Source organism: Mesorhizobium ventifaucium (genome assembly GCF_935822925.1).
GTDB lineage: Bacteria > Pseudomonadota > Alphaproteobacteria > Rhizobiales > Rhizobiaceae > Mesorhizobium > Mesorhizobium ventifaucium.
In genome coordinates, this window is record NZ_CAKXZS010000089.1 from 124,719 (window position 1) to 146,462 (window position 21,744).

At 62.6% G+C, this 21,744-nt stretch carries 21 protein-coding genes and 1 tRNA gene; 6 read left to right on the forward strand and 16 right to left on the reverse strand.

Annotated features, from left to right (window positions below):
- Positions 1-5: 5 nt before the first annotated feature.
- Positions 6-281 (forward strand): sulfurtransferase TusA family protein, encoded by a 276-nt coding sequence (locus NMG70_RS32380; protein ID WP_254028242.1) that lies wholly within the window; start codon positions 6-8, stop codon positions 279-281.
- 209 nt (positions 282-490) lie between these two features.
- On the opposite strand, the gene NMG70_RS32385 is transcribed toward NMG70_RS32380, so the two are convergent.
- The gene (locus NMG70_RS32385) at positions 491-1,597 is read right to left on the reverse strand and encodes a CobW family GTP-binding protein (RefSeq protein WP_254028243.1); all 1,107 of its coding nucleotides are present in this window, start codon (positions 1,595-1,597) and stop codon (positions 491-493) included.
- Positions 1,598-1,601: 4 nt separating this feature from the next.
- Complete coding sequence (locus NMG70_RS32390) at positions 1,602-2,867, reverse strand: D-alanyl-D-alanine carboxypeptidase family protein (RefSeq protein ID WP_436798504.1); 1,266 nt, start codon at positions 2,865-2,867, stop codon at positions 1,602-1,604.
- 227 nt (positions 2,868-3,094) lie between these two features.
- Here NMG70_RS32390 and NMG70_RS32395 point away from each other — a divergent pair, with 227 nt between their 5' ends.
- Positions 3,095-4,258, forward strand: a complete 1,164-nt coding sequence (locus tag NMG70_RS32395) for a M20 aminoacylase family protein (protein WP_254028244.1) — start codon at positions 3,095-3,097, stop codon at positions 4,256-4,258.
- A 105-nt stretch (positions 4,259-4,363) separates the two neighbouring features.
- On the opposite strand, the gene NMG70_RS33485 is transcribed toward NMG70_RS32395, so the two are convergent.
- Complete coding sequence (locus tag NMG70_RS33485) at positions 4,364-4,504, reverse strand: glycine zipper domain-containing protein (protein ID WP_495663993.1); 141 nt, start codon at positions 4,502-4,504, stop codon at positions 4,364-4,366.
- Between the two features lie 72 nt (positions 4,505-4,576).
- Positions 4,577-4,954, reverse strand: coding sequence for a hypothetical protein (locus NMG70_RS32400; RefSeq protein ID WP_254028245.1), 378 nt, complete (start codon positions 4,952-4,954; stop codon positions 4,577-4,579).
- 155 nt (positions 4,955-5,109) lie between these two features.
- Here NMG70_RS32400 and NMG70_RS32405 point away from each other — a divergent pair.
- Positions 5,110-5,186: transfer RNA gene (locus NMG70_RS32405), tRNA-Arg, on the forward strand.
- 517 nt (positions 5,187-5,703) lie between these two features.
- Here NMG70_RS32405 and NMG70_RS32410 read toward each other — a convergent pair.
- The 9 genes from NMG70_RS32410 to iolG form a co-directional block, all read right to left on the reverse strand.
- Positions 5,704-6,759 carry a Gfo/Idh/MocA family protein gene (locus NMG70_RS32410; protein ID WP_254028246.1) on the reverse strand — a complete coding sequence of 352 codons (1,056 nt, stop codon included), beginning with the start codon at positions 6,757-6,759 and terminating at the stop codon, positions 5,704-5,706.
- Between the two features lie 210 nt (positions 6,760-6,969).
- Entirely contained in the window at positions 6,970-7,974 is a 1,005-nt protein-coding gene (locus NMG70_RS32415) for a substrate-binding domain-containing protein (protein ID WP_254028247.1), read from the reverse strand.
- A 58-nt stretch (positions 7,975-8,032) separates the two neighbouring features.
- The gene (locus tag NMG70_RS32420) at positions 8,033-9,136 is read right to left on the reverse strand and encodes an ABC transporter permease (protein ID WP_436798505.1); all 1,104 of its coding nucleotides are present in this window, start codon (positions 9,134-9,136) and stop codon (positions 8,033-8,035) included.
- On the reverse strand, positions 9,126-9,866 hold the full coding sequence (locus NMG70_RS32425) for an ATP-binding cassette domain-containing protein (protein WP_254028248.1): 741 nt from the start codon (positions 9,864-9,866) through the stop codon (positions 9,126-9,128). Before NMG70_RS32425 ends, NMG70_RS32420 begins: the two co-directional genes overlap by 11 nt.
- A 140-nt stretch (positions 9,867-10,006) precedes the next feature.
- A complete protein-coding gene (locus NMG70_RS32430) occupies positions 10,007-11,131 on the reverse strand; it encodes a Gfo/Idh/MocA family protein (RefSeq protein WP_254028249.1) in 1,125 nt (374 codons plus the stop codon).
- Positions 11,121-12,086, reverse strand: coding sequence for a hydroxyacid dehydrogenase (locus tag NMG70_RS32435; protein ID WP_301555203.1), 966 nt, complete (start codon positions 12,084-12,086; stop codon positions 11,121-11,123). Before NMG70_RS32435 ends, NMG70_RS32430 begins: the two co-directional genes overlap by 11 nt.
- Positions 12,086-12,901, reverse strand: coding sequence for an HpcH/HpaI aldolase family protein (locus NMG70_RS32440; protein WP_254028251.1), 816 nt, complete (start codon positions 12,899-12,901; stop codon positions 12,086-12,088). The genes NMG70_RS32435 and NMG70_RS32440 overlap by 1 nt, the downstream gene beginning before the upstream one ends.
- 10 nt (positions 12,902-12,911) lie before the next feature.
- The gene (locus tag NMG70_RS32445; RefSeq protein WP_254028252.1) at positions 12,912-14,348 is read right to left on the reverse strand and encodes an NAD-dependent succinate-semialdehyde dehydrogenase; all 1,437 of its coding nucleotides are present in this window, start codon (positions 14,346-14,348) and stop codon (positions 12,912-12,914) included.
- Positions 14,349-14,351: 3 nt separating this feature from the next.
- The gene (gene iolG, locus NMG70_RS32450; RefSeq protein ID WP_254028276.1) at positions 14,352-15,317 is read right to left on the reverse strand and encodes an inositol 2-dehydrogenase; all 966 of its coding nucleotides are present in this window, start codon (positions 15,315-15,317) and stop codon (positions 14,352-14,354) included.
- Positions 15,318-15,466: 149 nt separating this feature from the next.
- Between iolG and iolD the strand changes: the two genes are divergently transcribed.
- From iolD to NMG70_RS32465, 3 genes are all read left to right on the forward strand, one after another.
- Positions 15,467-17,314 (forward strand): 3D-(3,5/4)-trihydroxycyclohexane-1,2-dione acylhydrolase (decyclizing), encoded by a 1,848-nt coding sequence (gene iolD / locus NMG70_RS32455; protein ID WP_254028253.1) that lies wholly within the window; start codon positions 15,467-15,469, stop codon positions 17,312-17,314.
- A 131-nt stretch (positions 17,315-17,445) separates the two neighbouring features.
- Complete coding sequence (gene iolE, locus NMG70_RS32460; RefSeq protein WP_254028254.1) at positions 17,446-18,345, forward strand: myo-inosose-2 dehydratase; 900 nt, start codon at positions 17,446-17,448, stop codon at positions 18,343-18,345.
- 4 nt (positions 18,346-18,349) lie between these two features.
- A complete protein-coding gene (locus tag NMG70_RS32465; RefSeq protein ID WP_254028255.1) occupies positions 18,350-19,183 on the forward strand; it encodes an SDR family oxidoreductase in 834 nt (277 codons plus the stop codon).
- Between the two features lie 52 nt (positions 19,184-19,235).
- Here NMG70_RS32465 and NMG70_RS32470 read toward each other — a convergent pair whose 3' ends face one another.
- The 3 genes from NMG70_RS32470 to NMG70_RS32480 form a co-directional block, all read right to left on the reverse strand.
- Complete coding sequence (locus NMG70_RS32470; protein ID WP_254028256.1) at positions 19,236-20,111, reverse strand: MurR/RpiR family transcriptional regulator; 876 nt, start codon at positions 20,109-20,111, stop codon at positions 19,236-19,238.
- 299 nt (positions 20,112-20,410) lie between these two features.
- Positions 20,411-21,166, reverse strand: a complete 756-nt coding sequence (locus NMG70_RS32475; protein ID WP_254028257.1) for a GntR family transcriptional regulator — start codon at positions 21,164-21,166, stop codon at positions 20,411-20,413.
- Between the two features lie 161 nt (positions 21,167-21,327).
- Complete coding sequence (locus NMG70_RS32480; RefSeq protein ID WP_254028258.1) at positions 21,328-21,651, reverse strand: 3-hydroxyacyl-CoA dehydrogenase NAD-binding domain-containing protein; 324 nt, start codon at positions 21,649-21,651, stop codon at positions 21,328-21,330.
- Between the last annotated feature and the right edge of the window lie 93 nt (positions 21,652-21,744).

Here is a 21,744-nt window from a genome sequence, read left to right on the forward strand (position 1 = left end):
GCTTCATGCCCGAACAAGAAGATGGGGGCCAGGAAGACAGGCCCTCAACCAGCCCCGCCGCCGTCTACGACCTCAAAGGCCTGAACTGCCCGTTGCCCGTGCTCAAGGCAAAAAAGCGGCTGGCCACAATGCGGCCGGGCAGCCGGCTATGGCTCGAAACCACTGACCCCCTCGCTGTCATCGACATTCCCGCCTTCTGCACCGAGAGCGGCCATCGATTGATCGAAACGGCAGCGATACCAGGCGGCCACCGCTTCCTCGTCGAACGCGGCGGCGGCTGAGAGCAATTCCGCTCTGCGCTGCCCTCATTGTCCTGCCGGACATTTCTCCCCGTAAACGGGGAGAAAGAAGCTGGCCGCAACCTTGGCGCTCTTGCTGCAACGTTGCTGATTGGCGAAAGCGTCGGTGAGGGCGCCCTTCTCCCCGTCACTATACGGGGAGAAGATGCCGGCAGGCAGATGAGGGGCAGTGCGGCGTTCGGAAATTGAAGCTACCGCCCGGCGATGGCCAGCGGGTTGTTTTCCAGCGCCGCGCGGTCCGGTGTGTCGATCGACGGCCGGTTCGTGAAGGCGGCAAACAGCCGGCGGACGTAATCTTCCGGCATGTCGAGCGTGATCAGCACCAGCCTTGTGCCGCGTTGGCCGTCCGGCCAGGACGGCAGCCGCGCCGGCGGATGCAGGATCTTCTGGACGCCGTGGACGACCAGCGGCCGCGACGGGTCTTCCAGTAATTCGATGACGCCCTTCATGCGCAGCAGGCGCTCGCCATGCGCCGATCGCAACAGGTCGAGGAACATCTCGATCGCCGAAAACGGCACCGGCCCTTCATGAACCAACGAGTAGGAGCGCACGCGGGAATCGTGCCGATGGTCGTGGTCATGGTCGCCGTGATCATGATCGCCATGGTGGTGCTGATCATGGGCGGCTTCCTCGCCCAGCCAGCGCCGCACATCGGCGGACTTGCTGGCTGGGTTGTAGAGGCCGCAATCGAGCAGCGCCGCTGCATCGGTGCTTCTATCGCCGGCGTCGAACAGCTCGGCACCCGGATTGATCTGCCGCAGCCGCGCCCGCAAGGCCTCGACATCGCGCGGATCGGTGGCCAGATCGGCTTTCGTCAGCACGATGCGGTCGGCGACCGCCACCTGCTTCACCGCCTCGACATGGGCATCGAGCGTCGCGTCGCCGTTGACCGCGTCGACCAGCGTGATGACCCCGTCGAGCCGGAAAGCCTGGACAAGCGCCGGATGGGCCATGATCGACTGCAGCACCGGCGCCGGATCGGCGAGGCCGGTGGTTTCGATGACGACGCGGGCAAGCCGGGCGATGCGGCCGGTCTGCAGCCGGTCGACGAGATCGGCCAGCGTGTCGACCAGTTCGCCGCGCACCGTGCAGCAGAGACAGCCGTCGGAAAGCTGGATGATGCCGTCGGAGGCCTGTTCGACCAGGAGATGGTCGATCGCCACCTCGCCGAACTCGTTGATGATGACCGCGGTGTCGGCGAGCGCGGGATCCCTGAGCAGCCGGTTGAGCAGCGTCGTCTTGCCGGCGCCGAGAAAACCGGTCAGCACCGATACGGCGATGGGAAAGCCGCTGCTCATCAGGCTAGTTCATGGCCTTGGCCGGCTGGACGTTCTGGGCCGCGGTTGCGGAACCGATCACTGCCGGCTCGCCGCCGGGCGGCACCGGCAGGTCGGGCCGCCAGCTCGGCAGCGGCACGTCGGCATATTCCCGGCCCGATGCATCGAGCATGGCTTTCGGTATCGGCCCGGTGGCGCCGCCAAGGCCGACCGCGACCAATGTGGGCGCGTCGAGCTTTTTCTGGTAAGCCGATTTTGGCGCCTTCTTGTCGCCGACGGGGACGGCAGCTTCCGACTGCTCCTTAGCCGGCTTCTTCCTGCAAATCTCGTCATTCATGTCGTTGACCGATGTGGTGTCGCCATAGGAAGGCAGCGCCGCCACCGTCAGCCGGCCCGGTGTCGGCGTGGCAAAGCCGTGGTCGAGCAGCCTGGCGACGGTCTCGGCGCGGGTGATGGCCGATTTCTCGCCAAGCACCACCGCCACCAGCGTGCGCCCGTCGCGTGTTGCCGAGCCGATCATGTTGAAGCCCGACGGACAGACGAAACCGGTCTTCATGCCGTCGGCGCCGGGATAGCGGCCGATCAGAAGATTGTAATTCGGGATCTTCTTCTTGCCGACGGCCAGGCCCTCGATCGAGAACCATGCGGCATATTGTGGAAACTCCGTGCGGATCGCCATCACCAGCAAGCCGAGATCGCGCGCCGTCGTGTACTGGTCCGGCGAAAACAGCCCGTTCGGGTTGACGAAATGCGTTCCGGTCATGCCGAGCCGGCGCGCCTCGGCGTTCATGCGTTCGGCGAAAGCGGCCTGCGAACCGCCGATGTTCTCGCCGACGGCCATGGCGACGTCGTTGGCCGATTTGACCAATATCATCTTCAGCGCGTTGTCGAGCCGCATGACCGAGCCCGGCTTGAAGCCCATCTTGCTCGGCGGCTCGCTGGCGGAACGCTTCGTCACCTTGATCGGCGAATCGAGCTGGACCTCGCCCGCGGCAATCGCACGAAACGCCACATAGGCGGTCATCAGCTTGGTCAGCGAGGCAGGATACCAGCGCTCGAAAGCCTCCTGGTGCTGGAGGATCTTGCCATTCTCCAGGTCGAACACGATCGTCGGATTGGCGAGAGCCGGACCGGCCAGCGCCGGCAGCGCCACGGCGCCCGCCAGCAAGGCATGTCGCGCAAAAGTGTGCAGCGGTTTTGCGATAACGACACGCATAGAAACGACAACGCTAAAGCGCATCGCCCGGTCGAACGCGACGCGCTTTAGTTTGAGGAAATGCCTGTACCGCATGGTGGAATCCGAAATCGCCTCTTGCCGCAGTCGCCTCTGGCTCCGTAAGATTTGTTACGCAATCGCCAGCATGGTGATCCGGTCCCTTCCGGATCGCAATCTTGCGGTGCTATTTAGCCTATGTGACGTCAAGATGGCAAAGTGCCTGAATGACAAATCTAAGACAGCAGGCACAATTGCCAAGCAGCAGGCAGCGCCCGTCTGCTCCAACAGCGAGATGGAACATCATGCCGATCCTCAACCGCGCCGCCGAAATGCAGGACGAGGTCGCCGGCTGGCGTCGCCATCTGCACAAGACGCCAGAGCTGAATTTCGACGTCTTCGAGACCGCCGCCTTCGTCACCGAGAAGCTCAAAGCCTTCGGTTGCGACGACGTGGTGACCGGCCTCGGCAAGACCGGCGTCGTCGGCATCATTCGCGGCCGCCTCGGCGAAGGCACCAGCATCGGCCTGCGCGCCGACATGGACGCGCTGCCGCTCAGCGAGATCACCGGAAAACCCTACGCATCGACCATTCCAGGCAAGATGCACGCCTGCGGCCATGACGGCCACACCGCGATGCTGCTCGGTGCCGCCAAATATCTTGCCGAGACACGCAATTTCGCCGGCTCCGTCGCAGTGATCTTCCAGCCGGCCGAAGAAGGCGGCGGCGGTGGCAACGAGATGGTCAAGGACGGCATGATGGAGCGCTTCGGCATCTCCAAGGTGTTCGGCATGCACAACATGCCGGGCCTGCCGGTCGGGCAATTCGCCATCAAGCCGGGCCCGATCATGGCGGCGACCGCCGAATTCACCATCACCGTCAAGGGCCGAGGCGGGCATGCGGCGATGCCGCACGGCACGATCGATCCGATCGTCATCACCAGCCAGCTCGTCGGCGCTCTGCAGACGATCGCCTCGCGCAGCACCGATCCGGTCGAGGCTGTCGTGGTGTCGGTGACGAAATTCCACGCCGGCGACGCCTACAATGTCATTCCCGAGAGCGCCGAGATCGCCGGCACCGTGCGCACGCTGAAGGAGGAGGTCGCGAGGAAGGCGGAGGAGCGCGTGCGCGCCATCTGCGAGGGCGTGGGCGCGGCCTTCGGCGCAACGATCGAGGTCGACTACAAAGCCAATTATCCCGTCACCTTCAACCATCCGGAAGAGACGGTCTTTGCCAGCGATGTCGCCGCTGATATCGCCGGCGAGGCCCAGGTGCATCGCGCCATCCAGCCGGTGATGGGCGGCGAGGATTTCTCCTACATGCTGGAAGCGCGGCCGGGCGCCTTCATCTTCATCGGCAATGGCGACACCGCCGGTCTCCACAACCCTGCCTACGACTTCAACGACGAGGTCATCCCGCACGGCATGAGCTATTGGGTGAAGCTCGCGGAGACGGCGCTGGCCGCCTGATGCATCGCCCATAAGACTTGCCCTGCGGCTTGATCCGAGGGGTGCGCTGCGATTTGGGATGGCTACAAGGCGGGTCGGGCCCGGGACGTGGCGATGCTCCGATCGTCACTTCCGACCGGACGGCTTCCGCACAAGACCGAAGGCAATGCCCAGCGCGATACCGATTCCGATACACGCAATAATATTGTCCAACGCGACGCCGATAGCCACGCCGATCACAACGCCGAGTGGTTTGGCATCTATCATGCCGGGTCATGTAGAGTGGAAGGGGAGAGCCGCAACCGCTGGTCGGCTATTAACCGATGTTGCCTGGGGTCGCTACGGCCCGCTCTTCGGGTCATCGACCTCCAGCGCCTCCATGACCGGCGCCAGATCACTCTCTTCGGCCGGATCGGCGGCCTGCGGCTTTTCGCCTGTCCTGGCCTTGTCCAGAGCTTTCTCAATGGCCTCTTCGATGTCGCCGATCTCGTCTTCGCGCACCTCGTGACCAAAGCCGGCCGCGTCGGCATCCTGCTCGAATTGCTGAACCAGGACGGCCACGCTCACTTCGCTTTCCGCGGGCAGGTTACCGACGTTCTCCTGCAGCCAGGTTTCAAAGAACTCTTTCGTAGCACTCATGCGGCATCTCCTTCGGCACACTAAAGCGCGGCGGTGGTCCGAAGTTCCGCTGTTTTTCGGATCATCTTTGCGGTCCACTCACGGGGTTCAATCGTGGGTGACGAGGATGCAATTTCGAATTGTGAGCAAAAGCCTCTCGACGGCCATGCTTCCACCCATTGACGAAACCCGATTGATTGGGTGCAGAGCGCTCTTGGCGAAACGATCCGAAGCGGCTATGTGTCGGGCCGCGTGGTCCCGTAGCTCAGTAGGATAGAGCGGCAGATTCCTAATCTGTAGGTCACAGGTTCGATTCCTGTCGGGATCACCATATTTTTCAACCACATATCGAACCACCGCCATACTTTTTTGCAAATTAGTATGGCAATTGGTATGGCGCATTCCGCAAATGTTTGCGTTTGGTTGGTCGGCAACCCACCGCTCGATGGCATGGTCGCTCCATGAGCTGCAGTTCGTGGCGCTTCTTCGAAGCTGACGTTCGCGAGGGCCGGAGTCGGCCTTAGCCGGGCCTCCCCAGGAGAATTTAAAGCGGGAACGACTGACCCAAAACGCATATGCTTTGGTGGTGCCATTCCAAAACCGGACATTGGTTAGGAAGGAGGCTTCGGACGAGCAAAGGAGCAGAACCGTTTTCATGGCGTAGTTAAGCCTCGGCCTTGGTCATGCCGTCGCGCAGCAGCTGTATACGTTTCCAAGCCGGAAGCCGTTGCCGCCCTCATCCAGCAGGCCGCGACTGCCAATTGAATATTCGGTTTTTCTCACACCCGACTGATACCGGAGCGTCCCAAATAGCGCAGACATAGCTCGCGGGGCGAAAGCGCGTTAGTCTAGAGAACCAGTCGCTTCTCCGTTGTCGGCAAAATGCGGATCATCTCCGCCGTAGGGTGAAACTGCCGTGCAGGTGTGTCGATTTTTTGGGGCTGGCCGGTGCTGGCGGCGCGCTCGATGGCAAGCAGGGCACGCACGTCGGCAAGTCCCTCCTCTCCATCTGGTTCAGGCGGTTGTGCGCCCAGGATGCAGTCAGAGAAATACGCAGTCTGTCCGGCGAAATGGTCCGTCTGCGGAAAGGTCTTTTCGGCACTGGTGTCGCCCTGCCGAAACTTCATGCGCACGGCAGTCTCGAAACGGAAGCCTGGGTCGGCCGTTACGCTCCCCTTCGTTCCGCCCACGTGGTAAAAATCCGAATTGTCCGCGCCGAAGCTGGCAATGAACTGAGCAAGCCGGCCCTGGGGGAAGCGCAGCGTCACGGCAATGCTCTCCTCGACTTCCCCGACGACGGCGCTGCCGTTGCCGAAACTCTTGACCGCGACTGCCTCGATCGGCTCAGTAGCAAAGATATGGCGCGCGGCATTCAGGCAGTAGACGCCGATGTCCTGCAAGGGACCGCCCCAATAGCCGGCCTTAAGGCGGTGATTGTCGGGCGACGCCACGAATGAGAAGACCGCGGAAAAGATGCGGGGATCGCCGATCTCGCCGCTGCGGATACGCTCCAACAGTTCAACTGTGCCGGGCTCGTTATGCAGCCGATACGCGGTCATCAGGTGGGCCCCGCTCTCATTGGCGGCGGCGATCATAGCCTCGCATTCCGCCTCGGTTGTGGCCAGCGGCTTCTCGACGAGCGCGTGCTTGCCGGCTCTCAGGGCTCGGATCGCATAGTCGGCATGCATGGAGTTCGGCAATGCCACGTAGACCGCATCGGCGACGTCCGATGCGAGCATCTGGTCGTACCGCTCGTAGCTGAAGACGTGTTCCACACCGTGAAATTCGGCGAGCTTTGCGGCGTTTTTGGCTGAGCCGCTGACGATCGCCGAGATCGTCGAGTTTCCGGTCTGGGACACACTGGGCATGAAGGCTTCCTGTGCAATCCAGCCCGCTCCTACCACGGCATATCGTATCTTTCTCAATTGCTCCTCCGGATGGGATTACTCTCGGCACGCGTTCTCAACTGCGACGCCGTGACCCAGCAGAATCCTCTTTAAGGCCCTGACGGCAACGGTCGATTTTGAGCCAGTCGCAAACGGAATTGTCGTCGCCTCTCAGCGAAAAGGCGGGCGAGAGTCTCCCCTCGCCCGCCGCAGAGTTGCGCGCCTCGCCTACTTTGCGATGCAGGTGTCGGCGGTTTCGGGGGTACAGACGTCGAGGCCGGTGTAGGTCGGGTCGGCCGGAGCCGGCTTGCCGTCCTTCATGTCCTTCAGCGCCAGCATGGTCTTGTAGCCCATCTCGAACGGCCGCTGTCCGACCTGGCCGAGCGACAGGCCTTCCTTCATCTGGTCCATCTGCACCGGCAAGGTGTCGGCGACGACCAAGGCCAGCGCCTTCGAGGCGATCTTGTCCTTGTACGGCTCGACCGCAGCGCGATTGGCATCCGGTATGAATTGCGGAAAGCCGCCTGTCGGAACAAAGGCGTCGAGGTTTGGCGTCTTCGCCATGAAGTCCTGGAACTGCTGAACCGACAGAGGGAAGTCGTCGTTGGTATAGAGCGGGCAGCCCGGTGCTTCCGTCCAGCCGTTCTGGCCGGTCAGGGCATCGCCCGGCGAGGCCGCCGACTCCTTGCCGGCCAGCGTATCGCGTATGCCCTTCATGCGCTCGTTGTGGTTGGCCGCCGCAGCTCCGCCCGACTGGATGCAGATGGTGCCGCCGCTCGGCTTGATGGTCTGCACGATCTTGGCGAGGTTGACGCCGATCTCGTAATTGTGGGTGCCGACATAGGCGACACGCAGGTCCTTGTTCTCCGGCAGTACGTCCGAGTCCCAGGTAAGCACGGGAATGCCTGCTTCCTTGGCGGCCTCGAGCGCGACGGCCATTGCCGCGGCGTTCGACGGGGCAACGGCGATGCCGTCGACCTTCTTGGCCACCAGGTCCTGCACGATCTGCACTTGCTCCTCGCCACCGCCATGCTCGCCGGGACCGATATACATGCATTCGAAGGCGCCGTTGGCTTCCGCTTCCGCCTTCTTGCAGCCGTCGCGGGCCTGGTCGAAGAAGGGATTGTTCATGTTCTTCGGCACTAGCGCGAAAGTGTATTTCTCCTGGGCGTAGGCCTGCCCTGCCATCAGCGCGGAAAACGCCACGGCCGTCGTCAGAATGTATTTTTTCACCTGTTCCTCCACTTTATTTTGACGTCCACTATCCCCGACGGCTTGCGGCCGCCGGATTCTATTTGCGCTTCCAGGTAAACATGCCCTCCAGGGTCGCCCGCAGCGACTTGCCCGAGGTTTGCATGCCGAGAAGCACGGCAAGAATGATGAAGGCCCCGACAAAGGCGCCCTGCCAATTGGAATCGATTCCGGCCATCAGCAGTGCGTTGCGGATGACTTCCAGGAATGCCGAGCCGATCACCGCGCCGAACGCGGTGCCGTAGCCGCCCATCAGATTCGCGCCACCGATTACGGTGCCGGCAATGACGCGCAGTTCGTAACCGGTGCCCATGGCGTTGATGGCCGAGCCGCTGTAGCCCAGCAGCAGCAGAGATGCGATCGAGGCGGTGAACGCCGAAAATACGTAGGCCTGAAACTTGACCCGATCGACCGGCACGCCGGTCAGGCGCGCGGCGTGTTCATTGCCGCCGATCGCAAAGAGGTGACGGGCCCACGCGGTGAAGATGAAGACGAAACCGACGATGAGCGCAAGGATCACCATCACCCAGAAATGCGAGGACAGTTCCGGGATCCAACGCGGCACCCAGCCGTCCGGCGTGTGCCGCGGCCATTTGGCCTGGCCGATTGCCTTGACGATCGGCGCATCGGGTCCGAACTGGTAGAGCATCTGGTTGCCGGACAGCACGACCGCCGCCGAGCGCGCGATCGACAGCATGCCTAGCGTCACAACAAAGGACGGCATGCCGATATAGGCGACGAAGAAACCGTTGAAGGCTCCACAGGCCATGCCCGCGAGCAGACCGGCGCCAAACGCGACGTACCAAGGCTGATGCCAAGTCAGCAGCAGGCCGGCGACGATGGCGACCAGCCCCATCACGGAGCCGACCGAGAGATCGATGCCGCCGGTGATCAGCACCACCGTCATACCCAGCCCCATAATGGCGATAGGCGCAAAATTGCGGGTAATGTTGGTGGTGTTGTCGACCGTGCCGAAGCTGGGCTCCAGCCACGTCATAAAGACCACCAACACGAAGAGCGCGATCCCGACCCAGAAGGCTTGGCTGGCGACCATCTTCTGGAAAGCGGTCTGCTCTCTTATTCCGACCACATCGCCGATCGACGCATGGCCTTCCTTCAGCGTGTCAGTCTGGCTATGCGTCACGGATCGCTCCCGTAATCAGGCCGGTGATTTCCTCCGGCGATGTATTCTCCGTCGCCTTGTCGGCCACTTTCGAGCCGCGTCTCATCACGATGATGCGGTCGCAGACGGCGAACACATCCGGCATCCGGTGGCTGATCAGCATCACCGACACACTTTGCGATTTGAGCCGCCGGATCAGCTCCAGCACCTCGGCTACCTGGCGGACAGAAATCGCCGCGGTCGGCTCATCCATCAGCACCAACTTGGCGTTGGAGAGCCGGGTGCGGGCAATGGCGACCGCCTGCCGCTGGCCTCCCGACATTTTTTTGACCAGATCGCGCGGCCGCGTCTCCGACTTCAGCTCCGCGAACAGGTTTGCCGAGCGGTTGATCATCGCCTGCTTGTCGAGCACGCGGAACGGCCACAACCCCTTCTTCATCTCGCGGCCGAGAAAGACATTTTGGGCGGCTGTCAGATTGTCGGCCAGGGCCAGATCCTGATAGACGACCTCGATCCCTGCGCCCCGTGCCTCGATCGGCTTGTGGAAATGGCAGACCTCGCCATCGACCGCGATCTCGCCGTCGGAAGGGGGGAAGTTCCCCGCAATCAGCTTCACCATGGTCGACTTGCCGGCGCCGTTGTCGCCCATCAGGCCAACCACCTCGCCGGCAGCAACCGTGAAGCTAACCTCCGACAAGGCCCGGATAGCACCGAAGCTTTTCGAGACGCTTCTCACGTCCAGTACAGACACGCTCTCCTCCCTATTGCGACATCGGCTTGAGCACTCGGCCGACGTGCCTCTCCCTTGTTGCAATGTTTATTGCAAGATAATAAAACATGCAACTGCTATTTCGAACGCGTCGGGATGCGAGATCAAGTTTCTGCCTCGCATCAGCCTGCCCGCAGCCACTTGCTCTCCCGAGCCGAAGCCTTAATTGCCTCCACCAGTTCCTGTATGCGTTGGCCTGCCCGGAAGCCGAAAGGCTCGTCTCGCTTCCCGGCGATCGCATAGACGAACCGCGCCACCTCTATAGCCTTCAGGTCGTTGAAGCCGAGCTGGTGGCCCGGTGCGACGCAGAAGAGTCCATAGGGGTCGTGATCCGGGCCGGCCTCGATCCGCCGAAAGCCGCGCCGGCCGGCGGGATCGGCCGTGCTGTAGAAATGCAGCTCGTTGAAGCGCTCCTGGCTGAAGAAGAGCGCCCCCTTGGTACCGTAAACCTCGAAATCGTGCTGCATCTTGCGGCCGGTTGCGACCCAACTCGCTTCGATGCTGCCTGACGCCCCGTTGGCAAAACGCAGAAATGCGCGGCCGATGTCGTCGACCTCTACAGCTCGGTGCCCACCCCCGCCGTCTGGACGGCTGGCGATGACGGTAACGGTATTGCCGACGACCTGTTCCACTGGGCCGAGCAGAAACTCGGCCGTGGCCAGCGCATGGCTGCCCAGATCAGCCAACGCGCCCCCGCCAACGGGATCATGCCGGAACGTGAACGGGCTGCCCGCGTCCGCCATGTAGTCCTCGGCGTGGATGCCGCGATAGCTGCGGATCTCGCCCAACTCACCCGCGCGGATCATCTCCCGCGCCAGTGCGAGCAGCGGGTTGCAGAGATAGTTGAAACCGACCTGCGTCCTGACGCCGGCCGCTTCCGCCGCGTCGGCCATCTGCCGGGCATCCGCCGCAAGTGGCGCCAGCGGCTTCTCGCAATAGACGTGCTTGCCAGCGGCGATTGCCCCGAGCGCCATCTCCTTGTGGAAGGCATTCGGCGCCGTGATGTCGATCACGTCGATCTCAGGGTCCTCGACCAGACGCCTCCAGTCCCCGCTCGCCCGCGCGAAACCCAGCGTCCGGGCCGCCTGCGCCGCGAGGTCCTCGGTCCTGTCCGCGACGGTGTGAAGAACCAGATCGTAGGGCAGATCAAAGACACGCTGCGCCGCGGCGAAACCGAACACATGGGTCTTGCCCATGAAGCCGGTGCCGATCAGGCCGATTCTGAGTTGAGGTCTTTCAGCGGCCATTCAACTCGGCTCCGTTTACCACCAGCGCCGAGTCGATACGCCCCGCGAAAAAATCGAGCACGTTCTGCACCGACGAGATTGCCATTCGCTCGCCGCACTCGGCGGTGAGCCCGGCTATGTGCGGCGTCAGAATCACCTGGTCGAAGCCGAAGAGCGGATGGTTCGCGGCAGGCGGTTCATCGTCGAAGACGTCGATACCGGCCGCGGCGATGCGCCCGTCCCGCAGCGCCGCGATCAGTGCCGCCTCATCGACCACGCCGCCTCGCGCCGTGTTGATGAGAACGACAGTTGGCTTCATCGCCGAGAGTTCCACGGGACCGATCACCGGACGCTCGGCCTTGGGTACGTTGACGGAGATCGCGTCGGCCCAGGCTAGACCCGCTTGCAAGTCGCTCGCCGGTGCGACCGGCCCCTCCGGCCAGCCTTGCCTCTCAAGGAACGGATCGTATGCGCGCACGTCCATGCCGAATGCCGCCGCCATGCGCGCCAAGTGGCGGCCGATCCGGCCGAAGCCGAGGATCAGCAGTCGCCTGCCCGCGAGTTCGCTCGGCTCCAGCCGGTTGCGCCAGCCCCATTCGTTGTCACGCACCGCACGATCGGCGCGGATCAGCCGCTTGGTTGCCGCGAGGAGAAGCATCATGGCGTGCTCGGCGACCGACACCGAATTCACGTCGCCGACGATGGCGAGCGCGATCCCATTCCGATTGAGGGACGGCAGATCCACCGCGTCGTAGCCGACGCCATGACGTGAGACGATCTTCAGCCTCTCGGCGCGTGCGACGGTCGGGGCCGACAAGGGCTGGGTGCGAATGACGAGACCATCGGCCTTGCCGATCAGAGGTGCATAGCTCGGCTCCGAAACTTCCTCCACATAATCGTAGGTGACGCCCGGCGAGGCGTCGAGCAACTCGATCCCGCTCGGGTGGAGTTTGCCGGCCACCAGGACGTGGGGCATCAATAGCCTCCCTTGCCGGCTTCGCCCATGACGGCTTTCGCACCCGTCAATTCGCGGAAGCGGGTGACGCTCGCCAGGGCCGCAGCGGCAAGCAGGCGGGAGTCGCCCGACACGGTGGTCATGTCGAAGCCCCATTCGATGGCGCGTGCGGCGTAGTCGGCCGTGCCGCAATGCAGCGCGGCGCGCTTGCCATTTCTTTTGCAGGCCGCGACAATCGTTTGCAGCGCCTCGATCATCTCCGGCTCCTCGCGGTCGAAGGCCGGTGCGAGGCGCCCCTGGTGCAGGCTGAAGGTCAGGTCGGCAGGGCCGACATAAATGCCGTCGAGACCTGGCGTCGCGGCGATCGCATTGAGATTGCGCATCGCCTCGGCGGTTTCGACCATGGCGAAGGCCAGGACCTCGTCATTGGCCTCGGCCGCGTAGTTGGCGCCCGCCGAGAAGTTGGCGCGCGTCGGGCCGAAACTGCGCTGGCCGGCCGGCGGGTAACGCATGTAGCTGACGAACTGAGCAGCCTGTTCGGCCGTATTCACCATCGGGCAGATGACGCCATAAGCGCCGGCATCCAGCACCTTCATGATGATGCCCGGCTCGATCCACGGCACGCGCGCCATCGGCACGACGCCCGAAGCGCGCATCGCCTGGAACATCGGCAGCAGCATCGAATAGTCGAGCGCGCCATGCTGGACGTCGACGCTAACGCTGTCATAGCCCTGCGCGGCCATGATCTCGGCGGTGAATGGATTGCCGATCGAAAGCCAGCCGTTGATCGTGGGCCGGCCTTCGGCCCAGATTTGCTTCAGCTTGTTCTTGATCAAGGCGACCTCCTCAGAGCACGATCTGCGCGAGCTTGGTGTCGAGGTAGTCGCCGATGCCCTCGCTGCCGCCCTCGCGACCCATTCCGGAATAATTCGTGCCGCCGAACGGGGCTTCCGATGCCGCCAGCGCGAAGCTGTTGATGCCGACCATGCCCGCGTTCAGCTCCGCCGCCGTGCGGCGCACGCGCTTCGGGCTCGACGTGAAGGCATAGGCCGACAATCCCATTGGCGAAGCATTCGCCCGCTCCAGCACCTCGTCATCCGAGGAAAACCGGGTGATCGCCGCGATCGGGCCGAAATTCTCCTCGGCAAAGACCCGCATGTCGTCGGCGACATCGGTGAGCACCGTGGGCTCATGAAAATGGCCGGCATTGAACGCTGCGGCGCGATGCCCGCCCGCGACCAGCTTCGCACCGGCCTTCACGGCGTCGGACACGATGTCTTCGATCTCGGAAAGCCGGCCGGCATTGATGAGCGGCCCCATCTGCACGGATGGGTCGAGCCCGTCGCCGAGCTTCAGTGCGTTAGCGCGCTGCGCGAAGCCCTCGACGAAGGCATCGTGCAGGCTTTCGTGGACGAAGAAACGGTCCGGCGTGACGCAGACCTGGCCGGAATTGGCGTATTTGGTCGGCACGGAGACGTTGAGCGCGGCATCCAGATCGGCGTCGTCGAAGACGATCAGCGGCGCGTTGCCGCCAAGCTCCATAGACACCTTCTTCACCGTGTCGGCAGCATCGCGGATCATCTGCTGGCCGACGCGGGTCGAGCCGGTGAGGGACACCTTGCGCACCGCCGGCGAGGCCATGATCGGCGCATAGGTTGTGCTCGTGGGTCCAACGACAAGGTTGACGGTGCCGGCAGGAAGATTGCCGGCGCGGATGCAGTCGACCATCAGCATCGCCGTCCCCGGCGTCTGACTTGACGGCCGGACGATGGTCGAGCAGCCGGCGGCGAGCGCCGGCGCCACCTTGCGGGCGACCAGGGCTGCCGGAAAGTTCCAGGCGGTGAAGGCGGCTGCGATCCCGACAGGCTCGTGCAGAACTTCGAAACGACCGCCGGGCACGCGCGATTCGATGACGCGCCCATAGATCCGGCGGCCCTCTTCGGCGTACCAGCGGAACTGATCGACAGCCAGCCCCCATTCGCGCTCGGACTGGGCAATGGGTTTGCCGGTCTCGCTGGAGATCATCCGCGCCGCTTCGTCCTTGCGGCGGCTCATCTCGTCCGCGATAGCATGCAGCGCGGACGCGCGCTCAAAACCACCCTTGGATTTCCATGCGGAAAACCCACGGGCGGCGCTAACCAGCGCCTCTTCCGTGTCCGCGCGCGTGGCAACAGGAACCTCGCCCAGCGGCTTCTCCGTCGCCGGACTCATGACGGGTGCGGCTCCACCGTCGGATGCCTGGCGCCACTTGCCGTCGATGAACAGTCCGTAATTCGCGTACATGGCTTATCCGATCTCGCTGACCTTCACGGAGCGACCTTCGACCGCCGATTTCATCGCCGCTTCGGCCAGGATCAGGGCGCGACGCCCGTCCTCGAAGCCGACCTGCGGCGCCTCGCCCTTCTCGACAGAGGTGACGAAAGCATCGATCTCGGCGTCAAATGCCTCGCGGTAGCGTTCGATGAAAAAATCCAGATAAAGCGTGGCGGCTTCCGTGCGCGTGGCCGAATAGCGGCGCAGTTCGTGGGGCTTGCGATTGCCGCTGATCACCATGCCTGTGCTGCCCAGCAGCTCGACGCGCTGGTCATAGCCATAGGTGGAGGTGCGGGAATTGTTGATGTGGCACTGCTTGCCGCTTTTGGTCCGCATCACGACCATGACGCTGTCGTAGTCGTTCAGCTCCGCCATCATCGCGGGGTCGATCAGCCGGCCACCGATGGCGAACACCTCCTCCGGCTCTTCTCCCAGCATGAAGCGGGCGAGGTCGAAATCGTGAATCGTCATGTCGCGGAAGAGTCCGCCTGCAACCTCATAGTAGGAGCGAGGCGGCATTCCCGGATCGCGCGAGGTGATGATGACCTGGTGCAGCTCGCCGATCTCGCCGGATCGTACCGCGTTCCAGGCCGCGCGGTGACCGGGGTCGAAACGCCGGTTGAAACCGATCTGCACCGGCACGCCCTTGGACGAAATTGCCGCGGCGCAACGGTTCACCCTTTCCAGGCTGAGATCGATCGGCTTCTCGCAGAGCACAGGTTTGCCTGCGGCCACCGCCTTTTCGATGTAATCGGCGTGCGTATCAGTCACCGTTGCGACAAGGACCGCATCGACATCCGCCGAAGCGAATACCTCATCGGCGGACGAAGAAGCGCGGACGCCGTGCCGCGCCGCTACAGCCTCCGCAGACGATTTATCGATGTCATAGACAGTGGCCAATTCCGCACGAGGATGCGCGGCAATGTTCGCCGCATGCATCCTGCCGATCCGACCGCAGCCGAGCACAGCTATCCTTAGCAAGAAATCCTCCCGGTTTGAATTTTTGCAATGATCGTTGCAAACATGTTGATTTGTCAATGGGCATTCCGTATAGATTTGGAAAGACCGTCGTTAGGGAGGAGAAAAACATGACCAGGACCACCGTCCGTCTGACCATGGCGCAGGCGCTCGTGCGTTATCTGTGCAACCAGTTCACGGTCGTCGACGGCGAGAAACTTCCGCTTTTTCCGGGCGTCTTCGCCATCTTCGGGCACGGCAACGTGACGTGCCTTTCCGAAGCGCTCGAGGCGGTGAAGGACGTGCTGCCGACCTGGCGTGGCCAGAACGAGCAGTCGATGGCGCTCGCCGCGATTGGCTTTGCGAAGGCGAAGCGCCGGCGCCAGATCATGGTTGCGGCGACCTCGATCGGTCCGGGCGCGCTGAACATGGTGACGGCAGCGGGTGTCGCCCATTCGAACCGGCTGCCGGTGCTGCTGCTCTCCGGCGACACCTTCATCAATCGCCGGCCCGATCCGGTCATGCAGCAGGTCGAGCACTTCGGCGACCCGACCATCAACGTCAATGACGCCTTCAAGGCGGTCACGCGCTACTGGGACCGCATCGTTCATCCCGAGCAGATCATCTCGTCGCTGCCGCAGGCGGTTGCGGTGCTGCTTGATCCGGCCGATTGCGGGCCGGCCTTCATCGCTCTGCCGCAGGATGTACAGGAGATCGCCTGGGATTACCCGCAAGCCTTCTTCGAGCCCACGGTCCACGCGATTCCCCGCCCCCGGCCGGATCGTGCCCGCCTCGAAGAGGCCGTGCGGCTTCTCAAGACGGCCAAGCGCCCCTTGATCATTTCTGGCGGCGGCGTGCGTTACTCCGGTGCCGAGGCCGCCCTTGCGAAATTCGCCGAGGCGCGCGGCCTACCACTCGCTGAAACCATCGCCGGCAAGGGCACGGTGACGCACGACCATCCCGCCCATGTAGGGCCAATCGGCATCGTCGGCTCGACATCGGCCAACGCGCTTGCGGGTGAAGCCGATGTGATCCTGGCCGTCGGCACACGGCTCATGGACTTCACAACTGGATCGTGGAGCGCGTTCAGCCCCGACGCCAAATTCGTCTCAATCAACGCCGCACGGTGGGATGCCACGAAACACCGGGCTCTCGCCGTGGTTGGCGATGCGCTGGAAACCATCAACGAGGTCGAGGCCGCGCTCGGCGACTGGAAGGCCGACGGCGGGTGGACCGAAAAGGGCAAGGTCGAGTTTGCCAAGTGGAACACCGCGCTCGACGGATTCCAGAAGCCCACGAATGACCCGGTACCGACATACGCGCAGGTGGTGGGCGTGGTGAACACAAAGGCGGGCGAACGCGACCTGCTGATCACGGCGGCCGGCGGACTGCCCGGCGAGGTGATGAAGAACTGGCGGGTCAAGGAGCCGAACACCTTCGACTGCGAGTTCGGCTTCTCGTGCATGGGTTATGAAATCTCTGCCGGCTGGGGCGCGGCTATGGCCGACCCTACCCGCACCCCGATCGTCATGATCGGCGACGGCACCTACATGATGATGAACTCCGACATCTATTCGTCGGTGCTCGCCGGCCACAAGATGATCGTCGTCGTCTGCGACAATGGCGGCTATGCGGTGATCAATCGGCTGCAGAACGCCAAGGGCGGCGCCTCCTTCAACAACCTGATCAAGGACTGCCGGGTCAAGGAGCCGTTCTCGGTCGACTTTGCCAAGCACGCGGAAGCTATGGGCGCGCTCACGCGGCGTGTCGAAAGCCTCGCCGATCTCGGCCAGGCGATCGAATGGGCGAAGACCACCGACCGCACCACCGTCGTCACCATCGTCTCCGACGCCTTCACCTGGACGCCCGGTGATGCGTGGTGGGACGTCGGCGTGCCCGCGGTCAGCGAGCGCGAACAGGTTCGCGAGGCCCATTCCGCGCAAGCCGAGGGCCGCAAACGGCAGCGCATAGGTGTCTGAGTTTACCGGACGCCCCTCGGTGCGTCCTCTGCCGGAACGATGCGACACTCCCTGAGCATTGTTCCGGCAGTATGTTTTTCGTGGCGCCAACAGTCGGCGGAAGCGGCTGGAATGATGATAGGAGAAGAAAGATGAGAGCCAAGCTTGGCATCGCGCCGATCGCCTGGTGGAACGATGACCTTCCCGAATTGAGCGACGACGTTTCGCTTGAGGAGTGCCTGCGGCAGGCTCGCGAGGCCGGTTTCACCGGCATGGAGACCGGCCGCCGCTTCCCGATGGACGCGGCGGTGCTTGAGCCCATCCTGAGGCAGCACGGCATGAGCGTCTGCGGCGGCTGGTTCTCCGGTCTGCTGCTTGACGGCAATATCGAAGCGGAGAAAGACCGCATCGCCCAACAGATGCAGCTTTTCAAGGCCGTCGATGCCCCCTGCATCGTCTATGGCGAGACTGCGGGCACTATACAGGGTGATCGTTCCGCACCGCTCTCCACCAAGCGGCGGCTCTCTGAAGACGAGATCAGGATCTATGGCCGCAAAATGACTGCTTTCGCCGAATGGTGTTCGGACGAGGGTATGCCGATTGCCTATCACCATCACATGGCCGCACCGATCGAGACCGAAGAAGAACTCGACCTCCTGATGAAACACTCGGGCGCGGCGCTGCCGCTGCTCTACGATGCCGGCCACATGGCCTTTGCTGGCGGCGACGTGCTGCGGGTGATCGACAAGCACCACGCCCGCATTTCGCATGTCCACACCAAAGACATCCGCCAGGCAGTCGTGGATGGGCTCGACCGCACCCGGGAAAGTTTTCTCGACGCGGTGGTCAAGGGAGCCTTCACCGTGCCCGGTGACGGCTCGCTCGACTTCGAGGCGATCGTCAAGCGCTTGGCGAACCACGGCTACGAAGGCTGGTTCGTCGTTGAAGCCGAACAGGACCCCATCAAAAGTCCACCGCTCGAAATGGCGAAGATAGGGCACAAGGAACTGCTGCGTGTGATGGCCGCGGCTGGCTACACGGTGGAGGGCTGAACGCATGAACCGGATGGATGGAAAGGTCTGTGTCGTCACCGGCTCGACGCAAGGGTTGGGAGCGGCCATCGCGCATCGACTTGCCGAAGCGGGCGCTACGGGTCTCGTGACGCTCGGCCGCAACGAAGCGAAGGGCCGTGCCGTGGCCGAGGCGATCACGCGCGACACCGGCGTGCCGGTCCACTTTGTCAATGCCGATCTCGGCAAAGTCGAGGATTGCCGACGCGTGATCGCGGAGGCCGAGCGCGTTTACGGCAAGATGCATGTGCTGGTGAACGCAGGTGCCCGCACGGACCGTGGCACCATCCTCGATACTTCGCCCGAACTCTTCGACGCCCTGTTCGCCGTCAATGTGCGCGGTCCTTATTTCCTCATGCAGGAAGCCATCAGGCACATGATCCGCAATGGCATTGAGGGTGCGATCTGCAACATCGGCTCGATCTCGGAACATGCCGGCCAGCCCTTCATCAACGTCTACTGTGCCACCAAGGCGGCGCTGGCAACGCTGACCCGCAATACAGCGTTTTCCGTTATGAAAAACCGCATCCGCGTCAACCAGTTGGACATTGGCTGGATGGCCTCTGACAACGAGCGGGAATTGCAGGCGAGCGAGAAGGGCGATCCCGACTGGGAAGCGAAAGCCGTAGCAAACCTGCCCTTCGGCCGGCTTATCGACCCGGCCGAGGTTGCCCGCACCGTCAACTTCCTTGTTTCGGATGATGCTGGGCTCATGACAGGTGCTGTGGTGGACTACGACCAGACAGTCCTTGGTGCCGCATCCGGTCCCATGGCAGTGCCTGAAGAGGCGATGGCGCTCTCGCCCTCCGACGCCGATTGAGAATCGACCGTCCGCGGACCGCAATACTGCAACAACGCCAGGTTTGCAGTCCCTACCGCTCGGTAACCGTTGGAATGCGGGGATTGACCGCGTTGTTTTGAAGCCTCGCCGCCAAGGCTACGGTCAAAGCCTGCGCAAGGCACATAGGAGCCGCCAGCGAGCGCGAGAAAGTGTATTCGTGCTCCGGCACGGCGAAGAGAACGCGCGCGCTCTTGGCCAAGGGAGACAGCGTGCTGTCCGAGATCGCCACGATGGGTATGCCTCTCCCCGCGGCTTCTTCCACGACATTGACGACTTCGTTCGCGTAGAAGCGAAACGAGACCGCAAACAGCAGGTCAGTTTTCCGCATCGCGCGGGCCATATGCGTGGCCAGCCCACCGCCCGGATCCAGGAGCACGCAGCGCTTGCCAAGCATGGTCAGTATATAGCGAAGGAGTTCGACCACCGGTGCCGAGCGAAGTTGTCCGATCAGATAGACGACATCGGCCTTCTCGAGCAGGCTAACGGCTTCCGCCAGATCCTCGGGTTGAATGGCGGTGAGCATCTCTTTCAGGGACGCTATGTCACGGACGACCAAATCGTGCATGAATCCCATCTCGCTGCGATCCGTCCGCTCCCCCAGTTCCTTCTCCAACGCCTTGACGCGGGCTTCGAAGCCGGGAGCTGCGGTGGACAATCGTTTCTGGAAGAGGCCCTGCAGGTCCTTGAACCCCTCATACCCCAGTGCTTGGGCAAAGCGGACGAAGCTGGACGCGTGAACGCCGCTGCTTTCCCCGATCAAGTTCACCGATCGCACCGCGACGTCATTCGGATTTTGGGTGAGGTACAACGCAATCTTCTGGTACGACTTGCTCATCCCGTCATACCGGTCGTGAATTACGCGGATGAGATCCTCATAGTCCTGGGGCGCCTCGACTTTTTCGTCCATGATGCACATCCTTGCAATTTTTATTGCATGATGGTGTCTTTGAACGTTTTTGACCAGCAGAGAATTGTCGCCTTCGTACTACGCACAGTTCAGCTTCGCGGTTCGCTAGTTTTCGCCGCGCGCGCGATCGCGAGCAGGGCGCACACGTCCGCAAGCCTCCCGAGCGGCTTGTCACCTAAGTCGCGTCATCTGCCTGGCTCTCCGCCCAATGCCGGTGATTGAGCCCGAGTCGCATCATGACTATCGAAATCCAGAGGACGATCAATGCGCGAAGATGCCTCGTGCAAGGTCGTGTCTTACTACCGACTTGAGGGTCGACTGGCTTTCACCCCGACGGCGTTGCGGCTCGCCCCGTCTGATTCACTGTCGGTAATCAGCGAAAGGTAGCGCTGAAGAGCCTTCGAGAACTTGGCTTGCCAGATCTCATGCGCAGTACGGAGATCTCCGTCCCGCAAGCTTTCGAATAGCTTGACGACATACTTCTCGGCATCGCCCTTTCGGTCAGTATAAACGACCCCCAGTTGATGGTTGAAGCGCCTCACATCTGCGGTCAGCTCGGAAAAGTAGCGGATGGTCCGCTGCAATCCCGTCGCATCAATGATCGCCTGCTGGAACTCAAGATCGTTGCGAACGGTCTCGACCTGGCTATCGAGGTTAGCGAACTTGACGGCATTCTCAGCCAATTTTTCGAGGCGCTTGATGTCAGCCGAGGCCAAGCGACCTGGTTCCGCGAGCAGATGGTCTAGGGCAATTTTTCCCAGTGCCATCCGGATATTGTAGACTTCGATGACGCTGTCTGCGTCCACCGCCCTGACGGATGCTCCCTTGTTCCGCTTGAGCTCCACGAACCCCTCGCGAGCAAGCAGGCGCAACGCTTCCCTGACCGGATGTCGGGAGACGTTCAACATGTCGGTAAGCTGTTGCTCGACCAGCCGGTCGCCGGGCTTGAAGCGCCCGGCAATGATCGCGTTCCGGATTTGCTCCGCAGCGAACTGCGTGCTTTCCATCTGCGTCATGGGAGCCAGAATGGCGCCCGTTTCATTTGCGTGTCGCATCAAAGATCCTCATAAGGCGACCGCAGAAGATCGGCAGCACAGGCGTTCGGAATGTAGACTATATACAAATTCGATCACCTGATGAGAAGCCTGCCACTAAGCTATCCCTACGGAACAAGTGGAAAACGTTCTGTCCCGCCTGACTTGCCGTTCCTGTCGTTTCAGTGCGTGTCCCGATTTAGGTAGTTGCGCTGCAGCGCCCAATCAGCCTCGCTGAACTGATCCCGTGCAAAGTTGAACTGATGCCGGTGCGGATAGATGTAGTCGACATTCGCGACCGCCTCGGCCAGGTCTGTGGTAGTGTGAAGCCGCGACATCATGGCATCGATGCCGTCCGATCCGGCCAGGTTTCCTTTCTCCAGGTCGACAAGCGCCTGCCGGACGAATGTTGTTGTGGCGTCTTCGGAGATGTCGAAGACGTGGACTTCGTAGGCCGCGCGCGCAAACACGAGAGCCCAGGAGGAGCCAACGACCCCTGTGCCCAACCGCTACCGTCGCCATCGGCGTTTCTCCATCCCGCAGTGTTCGTAGTTGGTTCCTTCAATCCCTGCTCTCGAACCCTGCCGTGCAGACCGATC